Origin of the sequence: Thermomonospora cellulosilytica (genome assembly GCF_014138835.1) — a bacterium.
GTDB classification, from domain to species: domain Bacteria; phylum Actinomycetota; class Actinomycetes; order Streptosporangiales; family Streptosporangiaceae; genus Thermomonospora; species Thermomonospora amylolytica.
In genome coordinates, this window is sequence record NZ_JACJII010000001.1 from 4241882 (window position 1) to 4265963 (window position 24082).

Annotated in this window: 21 protein-coding genes; 16 read left to right on the forward strand and 5 right to left on the reverse strand. The window is 72.3% G+C overall.

What is annotated here, in order from left to right; translation table 11 throughout:
* Positions 1-17 precede the first annotated feature (17 nt).
* The 5 genes from secD (at position 18) to HNR21_RS19960 (ending at position 7279) form a co-directional block, all read left to right on the forward strand.
* The gene (gene secD, locus HNR21_RS19940; protein WP_312881120.1) at positions 18-1721 is read left to right on the forward strand and encodes a protein translocase subunit SecD; all 1704 of its coding nucleotides are present in this window, start codon (positions 18-20) and stop codon (positions 1719-1721) included.
* Complete coding sequence (secF, locus tag HNR21_RS19945; protein WP_182706376.1) at positions 1721-2863, forward strand: protein translocase subunit SecF; 1143 nt, start codon at positions 1721-1723, stop codon at positions 2861-2863. The genes secD and secF overlap by 1 nt, the downstream gene beginning before the upstream one ends.
* A 2-nt stretch (positions 2864-2865) precedes the next feature.
* A complete protein-coding gene (locus tag HNR21_RS19950; RefSeq protein WP_182706377.1) occupies positions 2866-3393 on the forward strand; it encodes an adenine phosphoribosyltransferase in 528 nt (175 codons plus the stop codon).
* 497 nt (positions 3394-3890) lie between these two features.
* The gene (locus tag HNR21_RS19955) at positions 3891-6068 is read left to right on the forward strand and encodes a RelA/SpoT family protein (RefSeq protein ID WP_246442271.1); all 2178 of its coding nucleotides are present in this window, start codon (positions 3891-3893) and stop codon (positions 6066-6068) included.
* The gene (locus HNR21_RS19960) at positions 6065-7279 is read left to right on the forward strand and encodes a glycosyltransferase 87 family protein (protein ID WP_182706379.1); all 1215 of its coding nucleotides are present in this window, start codon (positions 6065-6067) and stop codon (positions 7277-7279) included. The genes HNR21_RS19955 and HNR21_RS19960 overlap by 4 nt, the downstream gene beginning before the upstream one ends.
* A 277-nt stretch (positions 7280-7556) precedes the next feature.
* Here the strand turns inward: HNR21_RS19960 and HNR21_RS19965 are convergent, their stop codons facing one another.
* Together HNR21_RS19965 and HNR21_RS19970 are read right to left on the reverse strand one after the other, a co-directional pair.
* Positions 7557-8801, reverse strand: a complete 1245-nt coding sequence (locus HNR21_RS19965) for a DUF349 domain-containing protein (RefSeq protein WP_182706380.1) — start codon at positions 8799-8801, stop codon at positions 7557-7559.
* Between the two features lie 68 nt (positions 8802-8869).
* Positions 8870-9661 (reverse strand): peptidylprolyl isomerase, encoded by a 792-nt coding sequence (locus HNR21_RS19970; protein ID WP_182706381.1) that lies wholly within the window; start codon positions 9659-9661, stop codon positions 8870-8872.
* Positions 9662-9867: 206 nt separating this feature from the next.
* Between HNR21_RS19970 and HNR21_RS19975 the strand changes: the two genes are divergently transcribed.
* From HNR21_RS19975 to aspS, 3 genes are read left to right on the forward strand one after another with little or no spacing between them, the layout of a single operon-like run.
* Entirely contained in the window at positions 9868-10563 is a 696-nt protein-coding gene (locus tag HNR21_RS19975) for an MBL fold metallo-hydrolase (RefSeq protein WP_119730786.1), read from the forward strand.
* A 9-nt stretch (positions 10564-10572) separates the two neighbouring features.
* Positions 10573-11838, forward strand: coding sequence for a histidine--tRNA ligase (hisS, locus tag HNR21_RS19980; RefSeq protein WP_182706382.1), 1266 nt, complete (start codon positions 10573-10575; stop codon positions 11836-11838).
* Positions 11835-13616 carry an aspartate--tRNA ligase gene (gene aspS, locus HNR21_RS19985; protein ID WP_182706383.1) on the forward strand — a complete coding sequence of 594 codons (1782 nt, stop codon included), beginning with the start codon at positions 11835-11837 and terminating at the stop codon, positions 13614-13616. Before hisS ends, aspS begins: the two co-directional genes overlap by 4 nt.
* A gap of 52 nt (positions 13617-13668) precedes the next feature.
* Here the strand turns inward: aspS and HNR21_RS19990 are convergent, their stop codons facing one another.
* From HNR21_RS19990 to HNR21_RS20000, 3 genes are all read right to left on the reverse strand, one after another.
* Positions 13669-14316: a DUF305 domain-containing protein gene (locus tag HNR21_RS19990; protein WP_312881122.1), complete on the reverse strand. Its 648-nt coding sequence runs from the start codon at positions 14314-14316 to the stop codon at positions 13669-13671.
* Complete coding sequence (locus HNR21_RS19995; protein ID WP_182706384.1) at positions 14313-14909, reverse strand: thioredoxin-like domain-containing protein; 597 nt, start codon at positions 14907-14909, stop codon at positions 14313-14315. Before HNR21_RS19995 ends, HNR21_RS19990 begins: the two co-directional genes overlap by 4 nt.
* A gap of 78 nt (positions 14910-14987) precedes the next feature.
* Complete coding sequence (locus tag HNR21_RS20000) at positions 14988-15374, reverse strand: hypothetical protein (protein WP_119730783.1); 387 nt, start codon at positions 15372-15374, stop codon at positions 14988-14990.
* Between the two features lie 369 nt (positions 15375-15743).
* Between HNR21_RS20000 and HNR21_RS20005 the strand changes: the two genes are divergently transcribed.
* The 8 genes from HNR21_RS20005 to infC all read left to right on the forward strand — a co-directional run bounded on the left by HNR21_RS20005 (position 15744) and on the right by infC (position 24070).
* Positions 15744-17003 (forward strand): replication-associated recombination protein A, encoded by a 1260-nt coding sequence (locus tag HNR21_RS20005; RefSeq protein ID WP_246444790.1) that lies wholly within the window; start codon positions 15744-15746, stop codon positions 17001-17003.
* Positions 17004-17188: 185 nt separating this feature from the next.
* A complete protein-coding gene (locus tag HNR21_RS20010; protein ID WP_119730781.1) occupies positions 17189-17602 on the forward strand; it encodes a DUF948 domain-containing protein in 414 nt (137 codons plus the stop codon).
* Entirely contained in the window at positions 17599-17907 is a 309-nt protein-coding gene (locus tag HNR21_RS20015; RefSeq protein ID WP_182706386.1) for a DUF6167 family protein, read from the forward strand. Before HNR21_RS20010 ends, HNR21_RS20015 begins: the two co-directional genes overlap by 4 nt.
* Before the next feature lies 1 nt (position 17908).
* Entirely contained in the window at positions 17909-20578 is a 2670-nt protein-coding gene (gene alaS, locus HNR21_RS20020; RefSeq protein ID WP_182706387.1) for an alanine--tRNA ligase, read from the forward strand.
* Positions 20579-20696: 118 nt separating this feature from the next.
* Positions 20697-21167 carry a Holliday junction resolvase RuvX gene (gene ruvX, locus HNR21_RS20025; RefSeq protein WP_182706388.1) on the forward strand — a complete coding sequence of 157 codons (471 nt, stop codon included), beginning with the start codon at positions 20697-20699 and terminating at the stop codon, positions 21165-21167.
* The gene (gene mltG / locus HNR21_RS20030; RefSeq protein ID WP_119730777.1) at positions 21164-22318 is read left to right on the forward strand and encodes an endolytic transglycosylase MltG; all 1155 of its coding nucleotides are present in this window, start codon (positions 21164-21166) and stop codon (positions 22316-22318) included. The genes ruvX and mltG overlap by 4 nt, the downstream gene beginning before the upstream one ends.
* Complete coding sequence (locus HNR21_RS20035; RefSeq protein ID WP_182706389.1) at positions 22319-23155, forward strand: shikimate dehydrogenase; 837 nt, start codon at positions 22319-22321, stop codon at positions 23153-23155.
* Positions 23156-23506: 351 nt separating this feature from the next.
* Positions 23507-24070, forward strand: a complete 564-nt coding sequence (gene infC / locus HNR21_RS20040; RefSeq protein ID WP_312881576.1) for a translation initiation factor IF-3 — start codon at positions 23507-23509, stop codon at positions 24068-24070.
* Positions 24071-24082: the final 12 nt, after the last annotated feature.

A 24082-nucleotide genomic window follows, 5' to 3' on the forward strand; every position in this document is an offset into this window, starting at 1 on the left:
CCCGGAAGAGACCCCCATTGGCACCGCCGAGCACTCCCTCCCGGCCCGGCCGGACGATCCTGCTGTTGTTCGCCGTCCTGGCCGCGCTCACCGGGGTGATGTTCCTGCAGGGACAGACCACCCCCAAGCTGGCGCTCGACCTGGCGGGCGGCACCACGGTGACGCTCACCGCGGTCACCGAGAACGGGCAGAGCCCGCCCGAGGCCCAGCTCCAGCAGGCGGTGAACATCATCCGGGACCGGGTGAACGGCCTGGGCGTCTCCGAGGCCGAGGTCGCCCCGCAGGGCGACGACCACATCGTGGTCCAGGTCCCCGGCACCGGCGACCAGCGGCGGGTGGTGGACCTGATCGGCACCACCGCCCAGCTGCAGTTCCGGCAGGTGTACGCGTCGGCGGGCATCGCCCCGCAGACCGCCCGGCCCAGCCCGTCGGCCGGCTCGACCGGCTCGCCGGGCCCGTCGGCGACCTCGTCGCCGAGCCCGTCGCAGGGCGCCTCCTCGCCCACGCCGACCGCGTCCGGCTCGCCCTCCCCGTCCGGCAGCCCCTCGCCCTCGGCCTCCGCCCCGCTCGACCTGAACGACCTGACCCGGGACTACAGCGGCATCGACGACAAGGCCGTCATCGCCCAGTTCGAGAAGCTGGACTGCTCCGGCGCGGGCAGGAAGGCGCCGGGCGCCGACGACCCGCGCAGGAAGTGGGTCGCCGCCTGTGACCGGGAGGGCGAGGTCAAGTACATCCTCGGCCCGGTGCGGGTGGAGGGCCGGCAGATCGCCGACGCCACCGCCGTTCCGCCGAACGTGCAGGACGGGCAGACCGGCTGGTCGGTGTCGCTGGAGTTCGAGAGCCAGGGCGCGCGGCAGTTCGCCGAGCTGACCGCCGACGCCTACGGCGAGTACCAGGCCAACGGGATGTCGCCCCGCCGGCAGATCGCCATCGTGCTGGACGGCCAGGTGGTCTCCGCGCCCCAGATCACCGAGGGCCCCATCGCCGGCGGCCAGGCCACCATCAACGGCCCGCCCGACAGCTTCACCCAGCAGTACGCCACCGACCTGGCCAACGTGCTGGACTACGGGGCGCTGCCGCTGAAGTTCGAGCGCTCCTCGATCGAGACGGTCTCCTCCACGCTCGGCTCCGACCAGTTGGAGAAGGGCATGCTGGCCGGCGCGATCGGCCTGGTGCTGGTGGTGGCCTACTCGCTGCTGTACTACCGGGGCCTGGGCCTGGTCTCGGTGGCCAGCCTGGCGGTCGCCGCCGGCATCACCTACCTGTCGGTGGTGCTGCTCGGGCATGAGGACACCCTCGGGTTCCGGCTGTCGCTGGCCCATGTGATCGGCCTGATCGTGTCGATCGGCATCGCCGCCGACTCGTTCATCGTCTACTTCGAGCGCCTGCGCGACGAACTGCGCGAGGGCCGCCCGCTGCGGCCCTCGGTGGAGACCGCCTGGCGGCGCGCCCGGCGCACCATCCTGGTCGCCGACGCGGTGATGTTCATCGGCGCCGCCGTGCTGTACGCGCTGGCCATCGGCGGGGTCAAGGGCTTCGCGTTCGCCATCGGGCTGACCACGCTGATCGACGTGGTGGTGGTGTTCTGCTTCACCAAGCCGATGGTGGCGCTGCTGGCCCGCCGGGAGTTCTTCGCCAAGGGCCACCGCTGGTCCGGGCTGGACCCGGCCCGGCTGCGCCGCGCCCGGCCCGCCCCGTCCCTGGTCAAGGAGGCCTGATGGTCGCCATCCGCGCCGTGCTGTCGCGCATCTACAAGGGCGAGGTCAGCGCGGACATCGTCGGCCGTCCCCGGCTGTGGTACTCGCTGTCGGCGATCCTGCTGGCGGTCTCCATCGCGGGGCTGGTCGTCCGGGGCCTGTCGTTCGGGGTGGAGTTCACCGGCGGGTCGGTGTTCACCTTCAAGGCCCCGAACGCCTCCATCGAGCAGGTCCGCTCCACCGTCGCCGAGGCCGGGCCGCACCAGGTGATCGTGCAGTCCACCAGCAGCGGCTGGCGGGTCACCACCGAGTCGCTGCCGTCGGCCGAGGTCGCCGAGGTGCAGCGGGCGGTGGGCGCGGAGTTCGGCCTGCCCGCCGAGCAGGTCAGCGCCCAGATCATCGGCTCCACCTGGGGCGACGAGATCACCGAGAAGGCCTGGCTGGCGCTGGCGGTGTTCATGCTGCTGATCGTCGGCTACCTGTCGGTGGCCTTCGAGTGGCGGATGGCGCTGGCCGCGATGGTGGCGCTGGTGCACGACCTGGTGATCACCGCCGGCATCTACGCCTGGTCGGGGTTCGAGGTCACCCCGGCGACCCTGCTGGGCTTCCTGACCATCCTGGGCTACTCGCTGTACGACGCGGTCGTGGTCTTCGACATGATCAAGGAGGTCACCCGCGACCTGGGCACGCCCGGCAGGCTCAGGACCTACAGCCAGGCCGCCAACGAGGCGCTCAACAACACCCTGGTGCGGTCGCTGAACACCTCGCTGGTGGCGATCCTGCCGGTGGCCTCGATCCTGTTCGTGGGGACGTTCCTGCTGGGCGCGGGGGCGCTGAAGGACCTGTCGCTGTCGCTGTTCGTCGGCATCCTGGTCGGCACGTACTCCTCGCTGTGCGTGGCGACCCCGCTGCTGGTCCAGCTCAAGGAGCGCGAGCCCCGCTACCGGGAACTGCGCGAACGGGTCAGGGCGCGGCAGACCAGCGCCAAGCGGCAGGTGCGGACCGCCGTGCCGGCGGGCGGCGCCCCGGCGGAGGAGACGCCCGGGGACGGGGCGGCCGAGGCCGCCGAGGACGAGCCCCGTAAGGTCAAGGTCGTGCAGGCCGGGCCGCGGCGCCAGCCCAGGCGCGGCACCCGGCAGCAGCGCCGGCGGACGAGAAGGTAGCGATGATCGATCTCACCAGGCTGATCACCGAGCGCATCCGGGACGTCCCGGACTATCCCAAGCCCGGTGTGATGTTCAAGGACATCACCCCGCTGCTGGCCGACCACGTGGCGTTCGCCGGGGTGGTCGACGCGATCGTCTCGTACCACGGCCGCGGCACCGTCGACAAGATCGTCGGGATCGAGGCGCGCGGCTTCATCCTGGCCGCCCCGGTGGCCTACCACTTCGGCGCCGGGTTCGTTCCGGTGCGGAAAAAGGGAAAGCTGCCCGCGGCGGCGCACGCGCAGACCTATGATCTGGAGTACGGCACCGAGACGATCGAGATGCACACCGACGCGTTGCGGCCCGGTGAGCGCGTGCTGATCGTCGACGACGTGCTCGCCACCGGAGGCACCGCCCGCGCGGCCGCCGAACTGGTGCGGCGCGGTGGCGGCGAGGTCGTCGGACTGTCGGTGCTGATGGAGCTGTCGTTCCTGAACGGGCGGGACAAGCTGGGGAATCTGGACGTTCACGCCCTGGTTACGGTGTAGTACCGAAAACCCGGCGGCTAGACTGGCCGGACCAGGGCAGGCGGTGATCCCGCCTGCGGGGCGGATGACCGCGGGGAGCACCGGCGGAGCCGAGGACCATCCGTCCCGCGTGTCGGGGGTCTGGGGGTCCTCCCCCAGAGTGATAGCGCCGGCAACGACGCCGGAGGTTCCACCGGGCGCCCCACACGGGCCCCGGACGGACATCGAGCGACGCATGACCGGCGTTGAGAGGAGGCTGGGTGCCAGGTGAGGTGGTCTCGACCGACGCGGTAGCGGAGGCCCCACAGGACCGGGGGCCCGCGGCGCGCACCGCGACGCCCGACCAGGGGCGCCGTCCGGCCGCGCCCGCCGCATCCACGGCGCCCGCACGGGCGCCGGCATCGTCCGCGCCGCCCGCCGCCCCGTCCGCGGGGCAGCCGTCCGCGGCCACCGTCCCACCGTCGGCCGCCCGCGTCCGCCGCAGGCTCGCGAGGCTGGGCGCCCAGCGTGGTACCACCATGAACCCGGTACTGGAACCACTGATCAAGACCGTCCGCAACACCCATCCCAAGGCGGACATCCGGCTCATCGAACGCGCCTACGACGTCGCCGCGTACTACCACCGCGACCAGAAGCGCAAGAGCGGCGACCCGTACATCACCCACCCGCTGGCGGTCACCACCATCCTCGCCGAGCTCGGGATGAACACCGAGACGCTGTGCGCGGCGCTGCTGCACGACACCGTCGAGGACACCGAGTACACCCTCGAGGAGCTGCGCGACGACTTCGGCGACGAGATCGCCGCGCTGGTCGACGGGGTCACCAAGCTCGACAAGGTCAAGTACGGCGACGCCGCCGAGGCCGAGACCGTGCGCAAGATGGTCGTGGCGATGGCCCGCGACATCCGGGTGCTGGTGATCAAGCTCGCCGACCGGCTGCACAACATGCGCACCCTGCGCTACATGCCGCGGCACAAGCAGGAGAAGAAGGCCCGCGAGACGCTGGAGGTCTTCGCCCCGCTGGCGCACCGGCTGGGGATGAACACGCTCAAGTGGGAGCTGGAGGACCTGGCGTTCGCCACCCTCTATCCCAAGCGGTTCGACGAGATCGCCCGGCTGGTGTCCGAACGCGCCCCGCGCCGCGACGTCTACCTGCAGCAGGTCATCGAGCAGGTCTCCGGCGACCTGCGCGAGGCCAAGATCAAGGCCACCGTCACCGGACGCCCCAAGCACTACTACTCGATCTACCAGAAGATGATCGCCCGCGACGTGGGCTTCGACGACATCTACGACCTGGTGGGCATCCGGGTGCTGGTGGACTCGGTGCGCGACTGCTACGCCGCCCTCGGCTCGATCCACGCGCGATGGAACCCGGTCCCCGGCCGGTTCAAGGACTACATCGCGATGCCCAAGTTCAACATGTACCAGTCGCTGCACACCACCGTGATCGGCCCGGAGGGCAAGCCGGTGGAGCTGCAGATCCGCACCTGGGGCATGCACCGCCGGGCCGAGTACGGGGTCGCCGCGCACTGGAAGTACAAGGAGGAGACGGTCGGCGGGCGCAGGGCCGCCGACATGCAGTGGCTGCGGCAGCTGCTGGACTGGCAGAAGGAGACCGCCGACCCGGCCGAGTTCCTGGAGTCGCTGCGGTTCGACCTGTCGGTGTCGGAGGTCTTCGTCTTCACCCCCAAGGGCGACGTGATCGCCCTGCCGCAGGGCGCCACCCCGGTCGACTTCGCCTACGCCATCCACACCGAGGTCGGGCACCGATGTATCGGCGCCCGCGTCAACGGCCGGCTGGTGCCGCTGGAGTCCGCCCTGGACAACGGCGACCTGGTGGAGGTGTTCACCTCCAAGTCGCCGGACGCCGGGCCCAGCCGGGACTGGCTGAACTTCGTCAAGTCCGCCCGCGCCCGCAACAAGATCAAGCACTGGTTCACCAAGGAACGGCGCGACACCGCGATCGAGGCGGGCAAGGAGTCCATCGCCCGCGCGATGCGCAAGCAGAACATGCCGCTGCAGCGGATGATGTCCGGCGAGGCGCTGCTGGCGCTGGCCCGTGACATGCGCTTCTCCGACGTGTCCGCGCTGTACGCGGCGGTCGGCGAGGGCCAGATGTCGGCCCAGAACGTGGTGCAGAAGCTGGTGGAGGCCCTCGGCGGGGTGGAGAGCGCCGAGGAGGACATGGCCGAGGTCGCGCTGCCGACCCGCCGCAAGGGCCGCACCCGTCCCGCGGGCGACCCCGGCGTGGTGGTGGCCGGCGACCCGGACGTGTGGGTCCGGCTGTCGCGCTGCTGCACCCCGGTGCCCGGCGACGACATCGTGGGCTTCGTGACCCGCGGCCACGGCGTGTCGGTGCACCGCGAGGACTGCGGGAACGTCGCCGACCTGCGCGCCCAGCCCGACCGGCTGATCGACGTGAAGTGGTCGCCCAGCGAGGACTCGGTGTTCCTGGTGGCCATCCAGGTCGAGGCGCTGGACCGGCCCCGCCTGCTGTCGGACGTCACCCGGGTGCTGTCGGACCAGCACGTCAACATCCTGTCGGCGTCGGTGACCACCACCCGCGACCGGGTCGCGGTCAGCCGGTTCACCTTCGAGATGGGCGACCCCAAGCATCTGGGGCACGTGCTCAAGGCGGTCCGCTCGGTCGACGGCGTCTACGACGTGTACCGCGTGACCAGCGGCGCCGCCCGGTGAGACTGGCCGCGGTCTGGGGCTGCTGGCTGGCCACCCGGCTGATCGGCCTGCTGATCATCGTCGACCGGTTCCCGTATCCGCGGCGCGAGGAGATCCTCGGCGACCCGGCGATCTACGCCGAGTGGGCCCGGATCCTGGCGTCCGGGGCGTTCCCCGAGGGCGACGTCCGCTGGCAGTACCCGCCGCTGGCCGCCCCGGTGATGCTGCTGCCGCACCGGCTCGGCGGCGACTACACCACCACGTTCGCGCTGGTCGCCCTGGCCGCCGACCTGGTGATCATGTGGCTGCTGACCCGCTCCCGCCGGGACGGGTCGCTGGGCGGCGCCTGGTTCTGGACCTTCGGCATCGTCGCGCTCGGCCCGATGAGCTACGTCCGGTACGACCTGATCGTCACCGTCGCCGCCGTCGCGGCGCTGCTCTTCCTGCACCGCGCCCGCCTCTTCGGCGTCCTGGCCGCCCTCGGCGCCCTGCTCAAGGCCTGGCCCGTCCTCCTGCTGGCCGCCCTTGCGCGCACCCGCCGCAGCCTGCACTCCGTCGCGGCCTTCGCGGTCACCTGCGGAACGGTCCTGCTGGTCTTCGCCCTGGCCCGCGGCAGGGCCCCCTGGTCGTTCCTGGACGCCCAGGTCGGCCGCGGCCTGGAATGCGAGGCCCTGGCCGCCACCCCGTTCATGCTGGGCCGGATGGACGACCGGTGGGGCGGCACCATCGTCTACCAGTACGGCTCCATGGAACTCGTCGGCCCCCACGTCGCCCGGGTCGCCGACGTCCTCCCGTATCTGACGGTCGTCGCCCTCCTGGCGGTCGCCCTGCTGGCCTGGCGCGGCTCCGGCCGCTCCTGGAACACCGCCTGGGGCTGCGACGTCGCCTTCGCCGCCGTGCTGGCCGCCGTCGCCACCAGCCGCGTCCTGTCCCCCCAGTACTTCCTGTGGCTGCTCGGCCTGGGCGCCGTCTGCCTGGCCCACCGCCGCACCCGCCAGCGTCCCGCCGTGCTGCTGATCCTGGCCGCCACCGCCCTCAGCCAGTTCCTCTACCCGATCAACTGGCCCGGCCTGATGGCCGCCGAAACCCTGGAGACCTGGACCCTGGCCGCCCGCAACACCCTGGTCCTGGCCGCCACGATCCTGTCCCTCACCGCCCTGGCCAAAGGCCCGGCCTCCGAGCCCGAAGCGCAAGGAGCCTCACCCGCAAGAACCCCCGCACCGGCCCACTGAGCCCATCCGCCGAACGGCGGAGTCCCGCACGCCGAGCCTCGCCCACCGAACGGCGGACATCCGTTCATCCCGAACGACCACGCCCGGTGAACATGCCCGGGCCGGGAACCCCGCACCCGACCTCATAAAGGCCCTGTACATGTGGGTCCTGAAGGCCACCGCGAGCGGGCCCGCGTGGTCGAGAGGAGGAGCGGTTCAAGATCGCGAGGAATGAGCGATCTTGAACCGCGACGACGAACGGCCGCGCGTCAAAGGCCCGCGAGCCGCGCGAGCGCAGTCAAGAACGAGTGAATTCGGCGAGGGTGCGCTCGGCCTCCTCCAGCCAGGCGCGGCGGGCGGTGAGGGCCTCCTCGAGGTCCTTGACGTCCTTGTCCCGGCCGGCGTCGCGGGCCTTGGCCAGGCGCGCCTCCAGCTGCTCGATGGAGGAGCGGAGCTGGTTGACGGTGGCCTCGGCGCGGGCGCGGGCCTCGGGGTTGGTGCGCCGCCACTCGGCCTCCTCGGCCGCGCGGACGGCGTCCTCGATCTTGCGGAGCCGGCCCTCGAGGCGGTCGCGCGAGTCGCGGGGGACGGGACCGGCGGCCTCCCAGCGTTCCTGGATGTGCCGCAGCGCCTGGCGGGCCTGGCGGACGTCGCGGACCGGCAGGATCCGTTCGGCCTCGGCCAGGATCTGCTCCTTGACCTCGGCGTTGCCGCGCAGTTCCTGGTCGCGTTCGGCGTAGGCGGCGGCGCGGGCGGCGAAGAAGGTGTCCTGCGCGCCCTTGAACCGGGCCCACAGCTCCTCCTCGACGTCCCGTCCGGCCCGGCCGGCGGCCTTCCACCGGCGCATCAGGTCGCGGTAGGCGGCGGCGGTCTCGCTCCAGTCGGTGGAGTCCACCATCGCCTCGGCCTCGGCGACCAGCCGCTCCTTCTCGGCGCGGGCCTGCTCGCGCTGGTCCTCCAGGGTGGCGAAGTAGGCCTTGCGGCGCTTGGTGAACGCGTTGCGGGCCGACGACAGCCGCTTCCACAGCGCGGTCTCGGTGGGCCGGTCGATCCGGTCGGCGGCCTTCCACTCCTCGACCAGCTGGCGGAGCCGTTCGCCGCCGTTCTTCCAGTGGGTCTCCTCGGCGGCGATCCGCTCGGCCTCGGCGACGATCCGCTCCTTGACCAGGCGGGCCTCGGCGCGGGCGTGCTCGCGCTGCGCGCGGACCTCCTCGCGGCGCTTGCCGACCAGCTCGCTCAGCGCGTCCAGCCGCCGCAGCAGGGCGTCCAGATCGCCGACGGCGTGCGCGTCCACCACCGACTCGCGCAGCCGCGCGATGCTCTGCTCGGCCTGGGCGGGCGCCAGGTCGGTGGTGCGGACCCGCTGCTCGAGCAGCTCGATCTCGGTGACCAGCGCGTCGTACTTGCGCTTGAAGTAGGCAAGGGCCTCCTCCGGAGCGCCGGCCTGCCAGGACCCGACGACCCGCTCGCCCTCGGCGGTCTTCACGTAGACCGTGCCGTCGTCGTCAACACGACCGTAGGGATCGGTGGCGCTGGACACCATTGCCTCCCATCATGGTCCGGCCATTCTTACCTCATGGCCGGACCCTCCAAACCATAGCCGTATGGGCGCTATTGCGCTGCCACCCCGGCTTGGGCCACCTTGTCGATGACGTCCATCCCCGACGTGATCTTCCCGAAGATCGTATAGTCGGCCGGCAGCTCCGAGTCGCCGTGGACGATGAAGAACTGGCTGCCGTTGCTGTCGGGCTCCATGCTGTGCGCCATGGCGACGACCCCGCGGGTGTACTTCGCGCCCTTGGTGTTCTCGTTGGCGAAACGGTATCCCGGCCCGCCCGCCCCGGAGCCGGTCGGGTCGCCGCACTGCAGCACCTTCAGCGACGCCGCGGTGGTGAGCCGGTGGCACTTGACGTTCTCGAAGAACTTCTCCTCGGCCAGGTGCGCGAACGAGTTGACGGTGCACGGCGCCTTGTCGGCGTCCATCTCGATCTTCACGTCGCCGAGGCTGGTCTTGAGGGTGGCGGTGACCTTGCCGTCGTAGACGGCCGTGGCCGGCGGCTTGTCCAGGCCCTTGGGGGCGCCCTGGTCGTTGTCGGAGTCCGGGTACTTGCACTTGGCCGAGCCGCCCTCCTCGCCGGAGACGCTCACCTTCTGCAGGGCGATCTCCTGCTTGGGCTTGCCGTCCTCGGGCGGCGGGGTGCTCGCCGCCGGGTCGGCCTTGGCGCCCTCGTCCCCGCCGACCAGCGCGACGATGCCGAAGCCGCCGCCGGCCAGCAGGGCGACCGCCACCGCGGAGCCCACCACCCGGATCCGGCGCGCCTTCCTGGCCTCGGCCTCCCGGCGCGCCTGCTGGCGCAGGTAGCGCTGCCGGGCCAGTTCCTTCTTGCGGTCCTTCCCCGCCACGCGTGCCCTCCTCGCGGTGCCCAGCCAAGTTCAGTGGTGCGCATGGTACCGGCCAAGGGAGGGTACGGGATGCCCGCCCCGGACGGGCCGCGTCCGCCGCCGGCCCCGACACGGCGGCCGATCTCGTTCGCGATGGCCCTGGCCCCGCCGGTACGCTCGAAGCGCCGCGCATCCAGCGGCGCCCGAGTCTGCAAGAGAGGACGACCGTGCTCGTCGCAGGGTTCCCCGCCGGCTCCTTCGCCGCGAACTGCTATCTCGTGGCGCCCGCCGCCGGGGAGGAATGCGTGATCATCGACCCCGGGCAGGACGCCGAGGACGGGATCGAGGAGATCGTCCGCGAGCACCGGCTCAAGCCGGTCGCGGTGATCGCCACGCACGGCCATCTCGACCACATCTGGTCGGTGGCCCCGGTGTGCGGCGCCCGTGACGTGCCGGCCTACATCCATCCCGCCGACCGCGACCTGCTGACCGACCCGGCCAAGGGCCTGTCCCTGGGCGCCGGCCGGCAGCTGTTCGGCGGGCTGCAGCTCAGCGAGCCCGACGACGTGCGGGAACTGACCGACGGGATGGTGCTGGAACTGGCCGGGCTGCGGTTCACCGTGGACCACGCGCCGGGGCACACCCCCGGGTCGGTGACGTTCCGGACGCCGGAGAGCGGCGATCTCCCCGAGGTGCTGTTCACCGGGGACCTGCTGTTCGCCGGCTCGATCGGGCGCACCGACCTGCCGGGCGGATCGTACGAGGAGATCCTCAAGAGCCTGGCGCGGGTGTGCCTGCCGCTGGCGGACGAGACGATCGTGCTGCCCGGCCACGGCCAGCAGACCACCATCGGCCGGGAGCGGGCCACCAACCCGTTCCTGGCGGACCTGGCGCCCGAGCAGGGGCCCAGCAGAGGACTTTGATCACACATCATGAGTGGAAGCTTCCAGGCCCCCAAGGGGGTCAGCGAATATCTTCCGCCGCGCGCCGAGGTGCTGCGGGCGATCCGCGACGCCTTCGCCGAGCAGGCGCGGCTGGCCGGATACGGCTATGTGGAGCTGGCGGTCTTCGAGGACACCCAGCTGTTCAAGCGCGGGGTGGGCGAGTCCACCGACGTGGTCAGCAAGGAGATGTACACCTTCTCCGACCGCGGCGGCCGGTCCATCACGCTGCGCCCGGAGTTCACCGCCGGGGTGCTGCGCGCCGTGCTGGAGCACGGCCTGCACAAGCAGGGCCTGCCGGTCAAGGTGTGGACCACCGGCCCGGCGTTCCGCGCCGAACGCCCCCAGCAGGGCCGCTACCGGCAGTTCTACCAGCTCGACCTGGAGGCGATCGGCAGCGAGGAACCCGGCATCGACGCCGAGACCATCGCCATCGCCTGGCAGTGGTACCGGGACCTGGGCCTGACCCAGGTGCGGCTGCTGCTGAACTCGCTGGGCTGCCGTGAGTGCCGGCCCGCCTACCGGACCCGGCTGCAGGAGTTCCTGCGCGGCCTGGACCTGGACGAGGCGACCCGGCAGCGCGTGGAGATCAACCCGCTGCGGGTGCTGGACGACAAGCGCCCCGAGGTCAAGGCCCAGGTCGCCGACGCCCCGCTGATGGCCGACCACCTGTGCGCGGCCTGCAAGGCCCACCACGACAAGGTCCGCGAGCTGCTCGCCGAGCTGGGCGTCGAGTGGACCGACGAGCCGCGCCTGGTCCGCGGCCTGGACTACTACACCCGCACCACCTACGAGTTCGACCACCCGCTGCTGGGCGCCCAGTCCGGCATCGGCGGCGGCGGGCGGTACGACGGGCTGGCCGAGACCATCGGCGGTCCCTCGCTGCCCGGCATCGGCTTCGGTCTCGGCCTGGACCGCACGATGCTGGCGCTGGAGGCCGAGGGCGTGACGCCCGCCGTGCCGCCGCTGTGCGAGGTGTACGCGGTGCCGCTCGGCGAGCCCGCCGAACGCAGGATGTTCACGCTGGTCGCCGAGCTGCGCCGGGCCGGGATCGCCGCCGACATGGCCCGCGCGGGCAAGAGCCTCAAGAACGCGATGAAGAGCGCCGACCGGTCCGGGGCGGCCTACGCCGTGATCTGCGGCGAGCGAGATATCGCCGCCGGGTCCGCCCAGCTGAAGGACCTGGCGTCCGGCGACCAGGTCGCCGTCCCGCTCGCTGACATCACGGCAACGTTGAAGGAGAGGCTCGCACGATGATCCGCACGCACGGCGCCGGGACCCTGCGCCGCGAGCACGCCGGGCAGCAGGTGACGCTGGCCGGCTGGGTGGCGCGCCGCCGCGACCACGGCGGGGTCACGTTCATCGACCTGCGCGACGCCACCGGCGTGTCCCAGGTGGTGTTCCGTGAGGAGGAGGTGGGCTCGGGCGGCGTAATAGGCATGGCGCACGACCTGCGGTCGGAGTACTGCGTCAAGATCACCGGCGAGGTCCGGGTCCGCCCCGAGGGCAACGAGAACCCCGACCTGCCCACCGGCGAGATCGAGGTCGCCGCCACCGACATCGAGGTGCTGTCGGAGTCCGCGCCGCTGCCGTTCCCGATCGAGGGCGACGTCAACGTCAACGAGGAGGTGCGGCTGAAGTACCGCTACCTCGACATCCGCCGCGAGAACGTGGCCCGCGCCATGCGCATCCGCTCCCAGGCCGCCTACCTGGTGCACGACGTGATGCGCGAGCAGGGCTTCGTCAACGTGGAGACCCCGACGCTGACCCGCTCCACCCCGGAGGGCGCCCGCGACTTCCTGGTGCCGGTGCGGCTGCAGCCCGGGCACTGGTACGCGCTGCCGCAGTCGCCGCAGCTGTTCAAGCAGCTGCTCATGGTGTCGGGCCTGGAGCGCTACTACCAGATCGCCCGCTGCTACCGGGACGAGGACTTCCGCGCCGACCGGCAGCCGGAGTTCACCCAGATCGACATCGAGATGTCGTTCGTCGAGGCCGACGACGTCATCGCGGTCGGCGAGGAGCTGGTGGCCCGGCTGTGGAAGGAGATCGCCGGCTACGAGGTCCCCCGGCCGATCCCGCGGATGAGCTACGCCGAGGCCATGGCCAAGTACGGCTCGGACAAGCCCGACCTGCGGTTCGGCAACGAGCTGGTCGACATGACCGCGTTCTTCTCCGCCACCCCGTTCCGGGTGTTCCAGGCCCCGTACGTGGGCGCGGTGGTGATGCCGGGCGGCGCCGGGCAGACCCGCAAGGAGCTGGACGCCTGGCAGGACTGGGCCAAGGCCCGCGGCGCCCGCGGCCTGGCGTACGTGCTGGTCCAGGAGGACGGCACGCTGACCGGGCCGGTCGCCAAGAACATCTCCGACGCCGAGCGGGCCGGGCTGGCCGAGGCGGCCGGGGCCAGGCCGGGCGACGCGGTGTTCTTCGCCGCCGGGCAGCGGCACGCCTCCCGCGAGCTGCTGGGCGCGGCGCGGCTGGAGATCGGCCGCCGCTGCGGCCTGATCGACGAGGACGCCTGGGCGTTCGTGTGGATCGTGGACCCGCCGGTGTTCGAGCCCGCCACCGACGACGGCGGCGAGCAGAACGGCTGGACCTCGGTGCACCACCCGTTCACCGCGCCCAAGCCCGAGTACGCCGCCACCTTCCACGAGAACCCCGAGGTGGCGCTGGCCGACGCCTACGACATCGTGTGCAACGGGATGGAGATCGGCGGCGGCTCGATCCGTATCCACCGCGCCGAGATGCAGCAGCGGGTGTTCGACGTGCTCGGGCTGAGCAAGGAGGACGCCGAGACCAAGTTCGGGTTCCTGCTGGAGGCGTTCAAGTACGGCCCGCCCCCGCACGGCGGCATCGCGTTCGGCTGGGACCGCACCGTGATGCTGCTGGCCGGCGGGGACTCGATCCGCGACGTGATCGCCTTCCCCAAGGCCGCCTCCGGGTACGACCCGCTGACCGGCGCGCCCACCGGGATCACCGAGCAGCAGCGCAAGGAGGCCGGGATCGACGCCCGGCCCGAGGAGCCCGCGCGGCCCTGACGCGGCCTCCGGAACACGGACCGGCCCGGCGCCGTCGCGGCGCCGGGCCGTGTCACGTCGTGGCGCCCCGCTCCCGCAGCATGGCGGTCATCAGCTCGATCTCCGACCGCTGCCCGTTGACCATGGTGGTCGCCAGCCGTTCCACCTGGTCGTCGTCGGTGAGCGGGAGGACCGCCCGGGCCATCGACACCCCGCCCCTGTGGTGGGCGATCATCAGCCTGAGGTACAGCACCTCGGCGTCGCGGCCCTCGGCCTTCTCCAGCCGGGCGAGCTGCTCGTCGGTGGCCATGCCGGGCATCGACTTGGCCCCGCCGGTGCCGGTTCCGTGGCCGCCGTGGCCCCGCATCCACTGCATGGACCTGCCCGGGTTCACCTTCGGCGCGTCCCAGGCGTCCAGCCAGGCGGTCATCATCCCGATCTGCTGCGACTGGGTGTTGATGATGTCGTACGCCAGCGTGCGGACCCTCTCGTCCTCGGTGGCGTCGTACACCAGGAACGACATCCGCACCGCCTGGGCGTGGTGGACGCTCATGTCCTGGGCGAACCCGGCCTCCGGGCCGTCGGGGGAGGGGCCGCCGGGACGCAGCGCCGACATCCCGACCCACAGCACCGCGACCAGCGCCACCAGTCCCGCCAGGACCAGGCTGACCGCGCGTCCCCGGGTGCGGCCCTCGGCGGCCTGCTCGGCGGCCTGGGTCACGGCGTGGCCTTACCGCCGGAGCAGGCGGCGCCCGGCTCGGGCGTCTGCGGGCCCTTGAGGAACGCCTTGAGGAAGGCGTCGATCCGCTCGTCGTCGGCGTCGTTCACCTTCACCTGCTTGCCCCAGGCGGTCAGGATGATCGGCGCGTCCTGGTTCTGCACCGGGCTGAGCATGGTGTAGTCGGTGCCGGAGACCTTCTCCTTCAGCTTGTTCAGGTCGTCGGCGGGCAGGCCCGGCTTGTAGGTGAACCAGACCGCCCCGTGCTCCAGCGAGTGCACGGCGTGCTCGTTCTGCACCGGCTGGTCGTAGACCCGCCCGTCGCAGTTCTGCCACACCGGGTTGTGCTTGCCGCCCATCGGCGGGACGGTGTCGTACTGGACCCTGGTCTCCACGTGGTCCTGCGCGAGCCCGTCCCGTTCGACCAGCCCGGCGATGGGCGTGGCCGGCTTGAACGCCTGCCAGGCGGCGAAGCCGATCGCGGCGACGACGATCACCCCGATCACGGAGAAGAAGGCGATCGCGCCCCACGGGGGGCCGGAGTGGGTCAGCGGGTTCTTCTGGCGGTTGTTGCGGTTCCTGGCGCTCTTGGACATGGGGGTTTCCTTCGGGTACGGCTCTTGATCGACGGACGTTGCTGCCCGCGCGGCACCGTGCCGCGCGACGGCCCGCCGTCACAGCCGCAGGACCTGCAGAACGGCGAGCGAACGAGCCCTCGGCGTCGCCCCCGCCGGCCGGCGCACCACCCACCCGAACCTCGGCGGCCGGGCGCCGCGCCGCCGCGGCCCCGCCGCCAGCACCAGCACCATCAGCGTCAGCAGGATCGCCAGCGACAGGCACGCCTCCGGATGCGCCGGGGGCGTCATCGGAGCGGGCTGCGCCTGGTCCTGGGCCAGGATCCCCGGCCCGGTCGGCGGCGCCTGACCCGGCGCCAGCATGTGGATCACGCACGCCTGCAGCGGCGGCGCGTGCCCGCCGAGCCCGTAGCTGAACGCCACGCCCGCCAGCGCGAACAACACGACGAGCATGCCCGCGACCCCGTGCGGGACGCGCCCTCGCATGCCTGTCGCCTTCACGCCGTCACTCCTGGCCGCCCAACGTCCGGGAACAAGGGGATGTTCCCGGACCCTTGGATAGCACAGTACGACCCCGAACGATCCCCCCAAGACGGCGAATATCGCCGTTCACCATGTGCCCGCACGGCGTCTCGACGGCTCCACATCGACGGGGCGGGAGCCGTGTCCGTGCAAGCCACTAATGTCGAACACATGTCCAGGGGTGATCCCGTGCAGCCCGACGGCCTCTTCGACGAGCCCGCTCCCGAGCCCGCACGGCCCGCACGGCCCGTGCGGCCCGTGGGAGCCGCCGAGCCGGGGCCGGGCGGCACGGCCGGGCGGGCGGTGGCCGCGCAGCAGCCGCTGGCGGTGCGGATGCGGCCCAGCGGGCTCGACGAGGTGGTCGGGCAGGAGCATCTGCTGGGGCCCGGCACGCCCATCCGGCAACTGGTGGACCGGGACGCGCCGATGTCGCTGGTGCTGTGGGGGCCGCCCGGGACCGGCAAGACGACCCTGGCGTACGTGGTGGCGGGGGTCACCAGGCGGCGGTTCGTGGAGATCTCGGCGGTCAGCGACGGGGTCAAGCGGGTCCGCGCCGAGATCGACCTGGCCCGCCGCGAGCTGGGGATGACCGGCCGGCAGACCGTGCTGTTCGTCGACGAGGTGCACCGGTTCAACAAGGCCCAGCAGGACGCGCTGCTGCCGGCGGTGGAGAACCGCTGGGTGTCGTTCATCGGCGCCACCACCGAGAACCCGTTCTTCTCGGTGATCAGCCCGCTGCTGTCACGGTCGCTGCTGCTGACCCTGGAACCGCTGGGCGACGACCACCTGCGGCAGGTGATCGACCGGGCGCTGACCGACGAACGGGGCCTGGGCGGCCGGGTGGAGCTGGCGCCGGAGGCCGAGGACCACCTGATCCGGCTGGCCGGCGGGGACGCCCGCCGCGCGCTCACCTACCTGGAGGCCGCCGCGCTGGTCGCCGACGGGACGGGCGTCATCGACGTCGACGTGCTGGAGAAGGCGGTCGACCGGGCCGCGGTCCGCTACGACCGGGAGGGCGACCAGCACTACGACGTCGTCAGCGCGTTCATCAAGAGCATCCGGGGCAGCGACGTGGACGCCGCGCTGCACTACCTGGCGAGGATGCTGGAGGCGGGGGAGGACCCCCGGTTCATCGCCCGGCGGCTGATCGTGCACGCCAGCGAGGACGTCGGGATGGCCGACCCGACCGCGCTGCAGACCGCCACCGCCGCCGCGCAGGCCGTGGAGTTCGTGGGGCTGCCCGAGGCCCGGATCAACCTCGCCCAGGCGGTCATCCACCTGTCCCTGGCGCCCAAGTCCAACGCCGTCGTCACCGCCATCGGCGAGGCCGTCGCCGACGTCAAGAAGGGCCTGGTCGGGCCCGTTCCCCCGCATCTGCGCGACTCCCACTACAAAGGGGCCGCCAAGATCGGCCATGGGGAGGGCTACAAGTACCCCCACGACCATCCGGGCGGGGTGGTGCGGCAGCAGTACGCCCCCGACCCGGTCGCCGGCCGGCGCTACTACCGGCCCACCCGGCACGGCGCCGAGGCGCGCTGGTCCGACGTGCTGGAACGGATCCGCGCCGTGCTGCGCGGCCGGCGGGAGGAGTGAACGCCACCACGCGGCCGCGGACCGGCTAACCTGCCGGTAGGAGTACACGGACCCGCGCCGCCGACGGGGTCCGTGACACGCCGCACGGCCAGCGAAACCCGGTACGGGTGGCCGGTGCGCACACGGTATGGTCGTGCGCACCGCACCTGGCCTGACGACGGACGGCGACGCGAACGGAAACCCGGATGCTTACTGGTGGAGAGCTGGCAGGCCTGATCGTGGCCATGTTCTGGGCGATCCTGGTCTCGTTCCTGGCCTACGCGCTGCTGCGGCTCGCCAAGCTGATCGGGGAGGCCACCAAGCTGGTCTCCGAACTCGCCGACCAGGCCGTCCCGCTGCTGGACGACATGACCGAGACGGTCCGCCGGGCCAACGAGCAGCTCGGCCGGACCGACGTGATCACCCGGCAGGTCGCCGGCGTCACCCAGAACGTCTCGGCGGTCAGCACCGTGGTGTCGTCGGTGTTCGGCGGCCCGGTGGTCAAGGCGGCGGCGTTCTCCTACGGGGTGCGCAGGGCGCTGGCCGGCCGCGCCGCCGAGCGCGCCCCCGAGCGTCCGGAGCTGCCGGCCCGCCGCGCGAACGGGAGGGGACGCCGATGAGACGGACGTTCTGGCTGCTGGTCGGCGCCGGCACCGGCGTGTGGGCGACCCGCAAGGCGACGCGGATGGCCCGCCAGCTGACCCCGCAGAGCCTGGCCGGGCGCGCCGCCCGGCAGGCGCTGACGACCGGCGAGCGGCTGCGGCTGTTCGCGCGGGACGTCGCCGAGCTGACCCGGGAACGGGAGGCCGAGCTGCGCGAGGCGATCGCGCTGGACCGCGACCCGCCCGCCGCCGAGGGCGCCCCGCCGCGCCGGATCCTCAAGGCCCGCTACACCGTTATCGACGAAGACAAGGATGGCCACTGACATGGAGTCGGCAGAGGTCGCACGCCGTTTCCTCACGTTCTTCGAGGAGCGGGGGCACACGGTCGTGCCCTCGGCCAGCCTGGTGGCCGAGGACCCCACGCTGCTGCTGGTCCCCGCCGGGATGGTGCCGTTCAAGCCGTACTTCCTGGGGCAGCGCACCCCGCCCGCGCCGCGGATGGCCAGCGCGCAGAAGTGCGTGCGCACCCCGGACATCGACGAGGTCGGCAAGACCACCCGGCACGCCACGTTCTTCCAGATGCTGGGCAACTTCTCGATCGGGGACTACTTCAAGGAAGGCGCCATCCCGTTCGCCTGGGAGCTGCTGACCCGCTCCGAGGCCGACGGCGGCTTCGGGTTCCCCGAGGACCGGCTGTGGGTGACCGTCTACCTCGACGACGACGAGGCCGCCGACATCTGGCACCGCAAGGTCGGCGTCCCCGAGGAGCGGATCCAGCGCCGCGGGCTGGCCGACAACTACTGGCACATGGGCGTGCCCGGCCCCGGCGGCCCCTGCTCGGAGATCTACTACGACCGGGGCCCCGAGTACGGCCGTGAGGGCGGCCCGGTCGCCGACGAGGACCGCTACCTGGAGGTGTGGAACCTCGTCTTCATGCAGGAGCAGCTGTCGAAGGTCCGCAGCAAGACCGACTTCGACATCGCCGGCCCGCTGCCCGCCAAGAACATCGACACCGGCATGGGCCTGGAGCGGATGGCCGCGATCCTGCAGGGCGTCGACAACATCTACGAGACCGACACCCTGTGGAAGATCCTGGACCGGGCGGCCGAGCTGACCGGCTCCACGTACGGCCGCGAGCACCGCGCCGACGTGTCGCTGCGGGTGATCGCCGACCACGTGCGGGCCGGCACCATGATGGTCGCCGACGGGATCATCCCCGCCAACGAGGGCCGCGGCTACGTGCTGCGCCGCATCCTCCGCCGCGCCATCCGCAACCTGCGGCTGCTCGGCGGCCAGGACGGCGGGCTGATGCACGAGCTGACCGCGGTGGCGATCGGCGCGATGGGCGAGCAGTACACCGAGCTGACCCGCACCGCCGCCAACATCCACGCGGTGATCGACGCCGAGGAGGAGCGCTTCCTGCAGACGCTGCGCACCGGCACGGCGATCTTCGACCAGGCGGTGGAGGAGACCCGGCGGTCGGGCCGCACGACGCTGGCCGGGGCGCAGGCGTTCACCCTGCACGACACCTACGGCTTCCCCATCGACCTGACCCTGGAGATGGCGGCCGAGCAGGGCCTGCAGGTCGACGAGGAGGGCTTCCGCCGGCTGCTGGAGGAGCAGCGGCAGCGGGCCAAGGCCGACGCCGCCGCCAAGAAGACCGGCAACCTGGACGTGTCGGTGCTCGGCCAGTTGCTCGACCTGGCCGGCGGCCGGGTGGACTTCACCGGCTACCACGACGTCAGCGGCGAGGCCCGGCTGGTCGGCCTGATGGTCAACGGCGCGTCCGTCCCGGCGGCCGGGGCGGGCACCGACGTGGAGGTGGTGCTGGACCGCACCCCGTTCTACGCCGAGGGCGGCGGCCAGCTCGCCGACCAGGGCGTGATCCGGCTCGGCAACGGCGCCCGGATCGAGGTCCGCGACGTGCAGTCCCCGCTGCCGGGGCTGATCGTGCACCGCGGCACGGTCCGCGACGGCGAGGCGCAGGCCGGCGACTCGGCGTTCGCCGAGATCGACACCGAGCGGCGCCGCGCGATCTCCCGTTCGCACACCGCCACCCACATGGTGCACGCCGGGTTCCGCCGGGCGCTGGGAGAGTCGGCCGCGCAGGCCGGCTCGGAGAACTCGCCCGGCCGGTTCCGGTTCGACTTCACCAGCACCGGCCCGGTCCCGCCGAGCGTGCTGCGCGACGTCGAGGACGAGGTCAACGAGGTGCTGATCAACGACCTGGACGTGCGGGCGTTCCACACCTCGATCGACCAGGCCCGGGCGATGGGCGCGCTGGCGCTGTTCGGCGAGAAGTACGGCGACGAGGTCCGGGTCGTGGAGGTCGGCGAGTACTCCCGTGAGCTGTGCGGCGGCACCCATGTGGCCCGCTCCGGGCAGCTCGGCCTGATCAAGGTGCTCGGCGAGTCCAGCATCGGCGCCGGGGTGCGCCGGGTCGAGGCGCTGGTCGGCATCGACGCCTTCCGCTTCCTGGCCCGCGAGAGCGTGCTGGTCGCCCAGCTGTCCGAGCAGCTCAAGGCCCGCAAGGAGGAACTGCCGGAGCGGATCTCGGGCGTGGTGACCCGGCTCCGCGAGGCCGAGAAGGAGCTGGAGCGGCTGCGCTCGCAGCAGGTGCTGGCGGTCGCCGGCTCGCTGGCCGACGGGGCCCGGGACGTGCACGGCGTGGCGTTCGTGGCGCACCGCGCCCCGGACGGCACCGGCGCCGACGACCTGCGCAAGCTGGCCACCGACGTGCGCGGCAGGCTGGCCGCCCGGCCCGCCGTGGTCATGATCGCCGGGGTGCCGAAGGACCGGCCGGTGGTCGTGGTCGCGCTCACCGAGGGCGCCCGCGAGCGCGGGCTCAAGGCCGGTGCGCTGGTGGGCGTGGCGGCCAGGACGCTCGGCGGCGGCGGGGGCGGCAAGGACGACCTCGCGCAGGGCGGCGGTGCGAACCCGCAGGCCATCGGCGACGCCCTGGCGGCGGTGGAACGGGCAGTCGGTTCCGCGTGATTTCGAACCACGTTCGGGGCTGCGCCCGTATTGTTCGGTATGTGTGCGGATCCCGTCGTTCCCGTCCGGTGCCCGTCCCGCCGGTCCCGCCCGCCCCGTATCGGGCGGTGATGTCGGCGTGAGGCCGGGCACCCGGCTCGGCATCGATGTGGGCAGCGTCCGCATCGGCGTCGCGCGCAGCGACCCCGCAGGCATCCTGGCCACCCCGCTGGAGACCGTCCGGCGCGGCAAGGGCGATCTGGACCGGATCGCCGAGCTGGTGGCCGAGCACGAGGCCGCCGAGGTCGTCGTCGGGCTGCCCACCTCGCTGTCGGGCCGCAGCGGCCCGGCCGCCCAGGAGGCCCGGCGGTTCGCCGAGGCGCTGGCCCGCCGGCTGGCGGGGCTGCTGCCCGAGGACGGGATCCGGTTGTACGACGAGCGGCTGACCACCGTCACGGCCGAGGCCGGCCTGCGGCGGTCGGGGGTGCGCGGCAGGGAGCGCCGCCAGGTGGTCGACCAGGCCGCCGCGGCGGTGCTGCTGCAGGCCGCCCTCGACGCCGAGCGTGCGACGGGGCTGCCGCCGGGCGAGAGCGTCCGGGGAAGCCGATGAACGATCTGGACCTTTTCGAAGAACCCGCCTGGGGCGGTCATCCCGACCAGCGGCGGGACCGCCGCACCCAGGCCACGGCACGCAAGAAGCAGCGCCGCCGAAGGCTCAACAGCCGGGCCGCGGTGCTGTTCTCGCTGGCGTTCCTGGTCGCCGTGTTCGGCGGCGGGGGGCTGCTCGGCCTGGTCGCGCTGGAAAAGCGGCTGTCTACCCCCGACTACACCGGGCAGGGCACCGGCAGCGTGACCGTCCAGATCAAGAACGGCGACACCGGCCAGACCATCGGGGAGCGGCTGGAGGCCGCCGACGTGGTCAAGAGCGCCAAGGCCTACGTCAAGGTCGCCGCCAAGGAGCCCAAGTCGGCCGGCATCCAGCCGGGCTTCTACGCCATGCGCAAGAAGATGTCGGCCGCCGCCGCGCTGGCCCTGCTGCTGGACCCCAAGTCCCGCGCCGGCAGCCAGATCACCATCCCCGAGGGGCTGCGGGCCGCCCAGATCGCCGAGCAGCTGTCGAAGAGGACCGGCATCCCGCGCAAGGAGTTCGACAAGGTCCTCAAGAACCCCGAGGCGCTGGAGCTGCCGTCGTACGCCAAGGGCAAGGTCGAGGGCTACCTGTGGCCGGGCCGCTACGACCTGGACCCCAACGGCACCGCCGAGTCCGCGCTCAAGGCCATGGTGGATCGGTACAAGCAGGAGGCCGCCGACCTGGACCTGGAGGCCAAGGCGCGCGCGGCCGGGCTCAAGCCGCACGAGGTCATGACGATGGCCAGCATCGTGCAGGCCGAGAGCGGCAAGCCCAGCGACATGCGCAAGGTCGCCGAGGTGATCCACAACCGGCTGGAGAAGTCGATGCTGCTCCAGATGGACAGCACGACCAAGTACGCCAACGGCACCTTCGGCATCGAGGCGAGCGCCCAGGAGCGCGCCTCCACCAGCCCGTACAACACCTACCGCGCGCGCGGCCTGCCGCCCGGCCCGATCGCCAACCCGGGCGCGGCCGCCATCCAGGCGGTGCTGGAGCCGACCGACGAGGGCTGGCTGTTCTTCGTCACCACCGACCCGGAGAACGGCATCACCAAGTTCGCCCGCACCCTGGCCGAGCACAACAGGCTGGTCGCCGAGTACAACCGCAACAAGCAGAACGGAGGCGGCTGAGTGCCCCGGGCGGCGGTTCTCGGATCCCCGATCGCGCACTCGCTGTCGCCCGTGCTGCACCGCGCGGCGTACGCGGCGATGGGCCTGTCCGGCTGGACGTATGAGGCGGTCGAGTGCGACGAGGCGGGCCTGGCGCCGTTCCTGGACGGGCTCGGCGGGGACTGGGCGGGCCTGTCGCTGACCATGCCGCTCAAGCGGACCGCCCTCAAGCTGGTCGACGAGGTCTCCGAGCCGGCGGCGACGGTCGGCGGGGCCAACACGGTGCTGCTGCGGGACGGCCGCCGGTACGGCGACAACACCGACGTGTACGGCATCGTGACCGCGCTGACCGAGGCGGGCGTGACGGCGCCCCGCACGGTGGCGGTTCTCGGCGCCGGCGCGACGGCGGCGTCCTCGCTGGCCGCGCTGCGCGAGCTGGGCGTGCGCTCGGTGACCCTGTGCGTCCGTGACAGGACCCGCGCGGGGGAGACCTGCGAGGTCGGCCGGCGGCTGGGCCTGACGATCGAGGTGACGGAGCTCGGCGGGCTCGAGCGGGTCCTGCCGGCCGACCTGGTGATCTCCACGCTGCCCGGCCGGGCTGCCGACCCGTACGCGGACCGGGTCGCCGGGTCCTGCGGCGCGCTGTTCGACGTGGTGTACGCCCCCTGGCCGACCGCGACGGCACAGGCGGTCGAACGCGCCGGCGGCATCGTGGTCGGCGGTTTCCCGATGCTGCTGCACCAGGCCGTACGCCAGGTGGAGCTGATGACCGGCCGCCGGGACGTCCCGGTCGAGGCGATGCGGGCCGCGGGGGAGGCGGAGCTGGCCGCCCGCGAACGGCGCGCCGCCCCGCGCTGATCCGCCGCCGTCCGGCCCCTGGCCGCCGGCCGGGGATGAGGTACAGTGGACGCACAAGACCTGATAGTGTTACTCGCTGACCGACCTGGGGGCGACCCCGGGTGCTCAAGCGGAGGCCACTCCCACCTGTCCGGCCGATCAGGCCGGAGGGTCATCGGTCCGGCGGACGACGGGCACCGCGGTGTCCCGTTCCGGCGAGGCGTTCCGGCGGCATGAGCCGTCGGGCGCACCGATGGTGGCCCCGCATGTGAGTCGTGCGGGGCTTTTCGCATGAGGCCCTCGGGCGCGACCGGTCAGTGAGGCAACGGCCAAGGAACGCCCCAAGGAGGTCCCATCAGCGCCGAACCGCGTATCAACGACCGCATTCGCGTGCCCGAGGTCCGGCTCGTCGGCCCGAACGGCGAACAGGTGGGCATCGTCCCCATCGTCAAGGCCCTGGAACTCGCCCGGGAGTCCGATCTGGACTTGGTGGAGGTGGCGCCGACTGCGCGGCCGCCCGTGGCCAAGTTGATGGACTACGGCAAGTTCAAGTACGAGTCCGCGATGAAGGCCCGCGAGGCGCGGCGTAACCAGGCGCACACGGTCATCAAGGAGATCAAGCTCCGGCCGAAGATCGACCCGCACGACTACGAGACCAAGAAGGGTCACGTGGTGCGGTTCCTCAAGGCGGGCGACAAGGTCAAGGTCACCATCATGTTCCGCGGGCGCGAGCAGTCCCGCCCCGAGCTGGGCTTCCGGCTGCTGCAGCGGCTCGCCGACGACGTCGCCGACCTGGGCTTCGTGGAGTCGCGGCCCAAGCAGGACGGCCGTAACATGATCATGGTGATCGGCCCGCACAAGAAGAAGGCCGAGGCCAGGGCGGAAGCCAGGGCCGAGCGCGCCGCCGGCCGCGAGCGCGCGCGCAGGGAGGACTGAGGACCCCGGCCG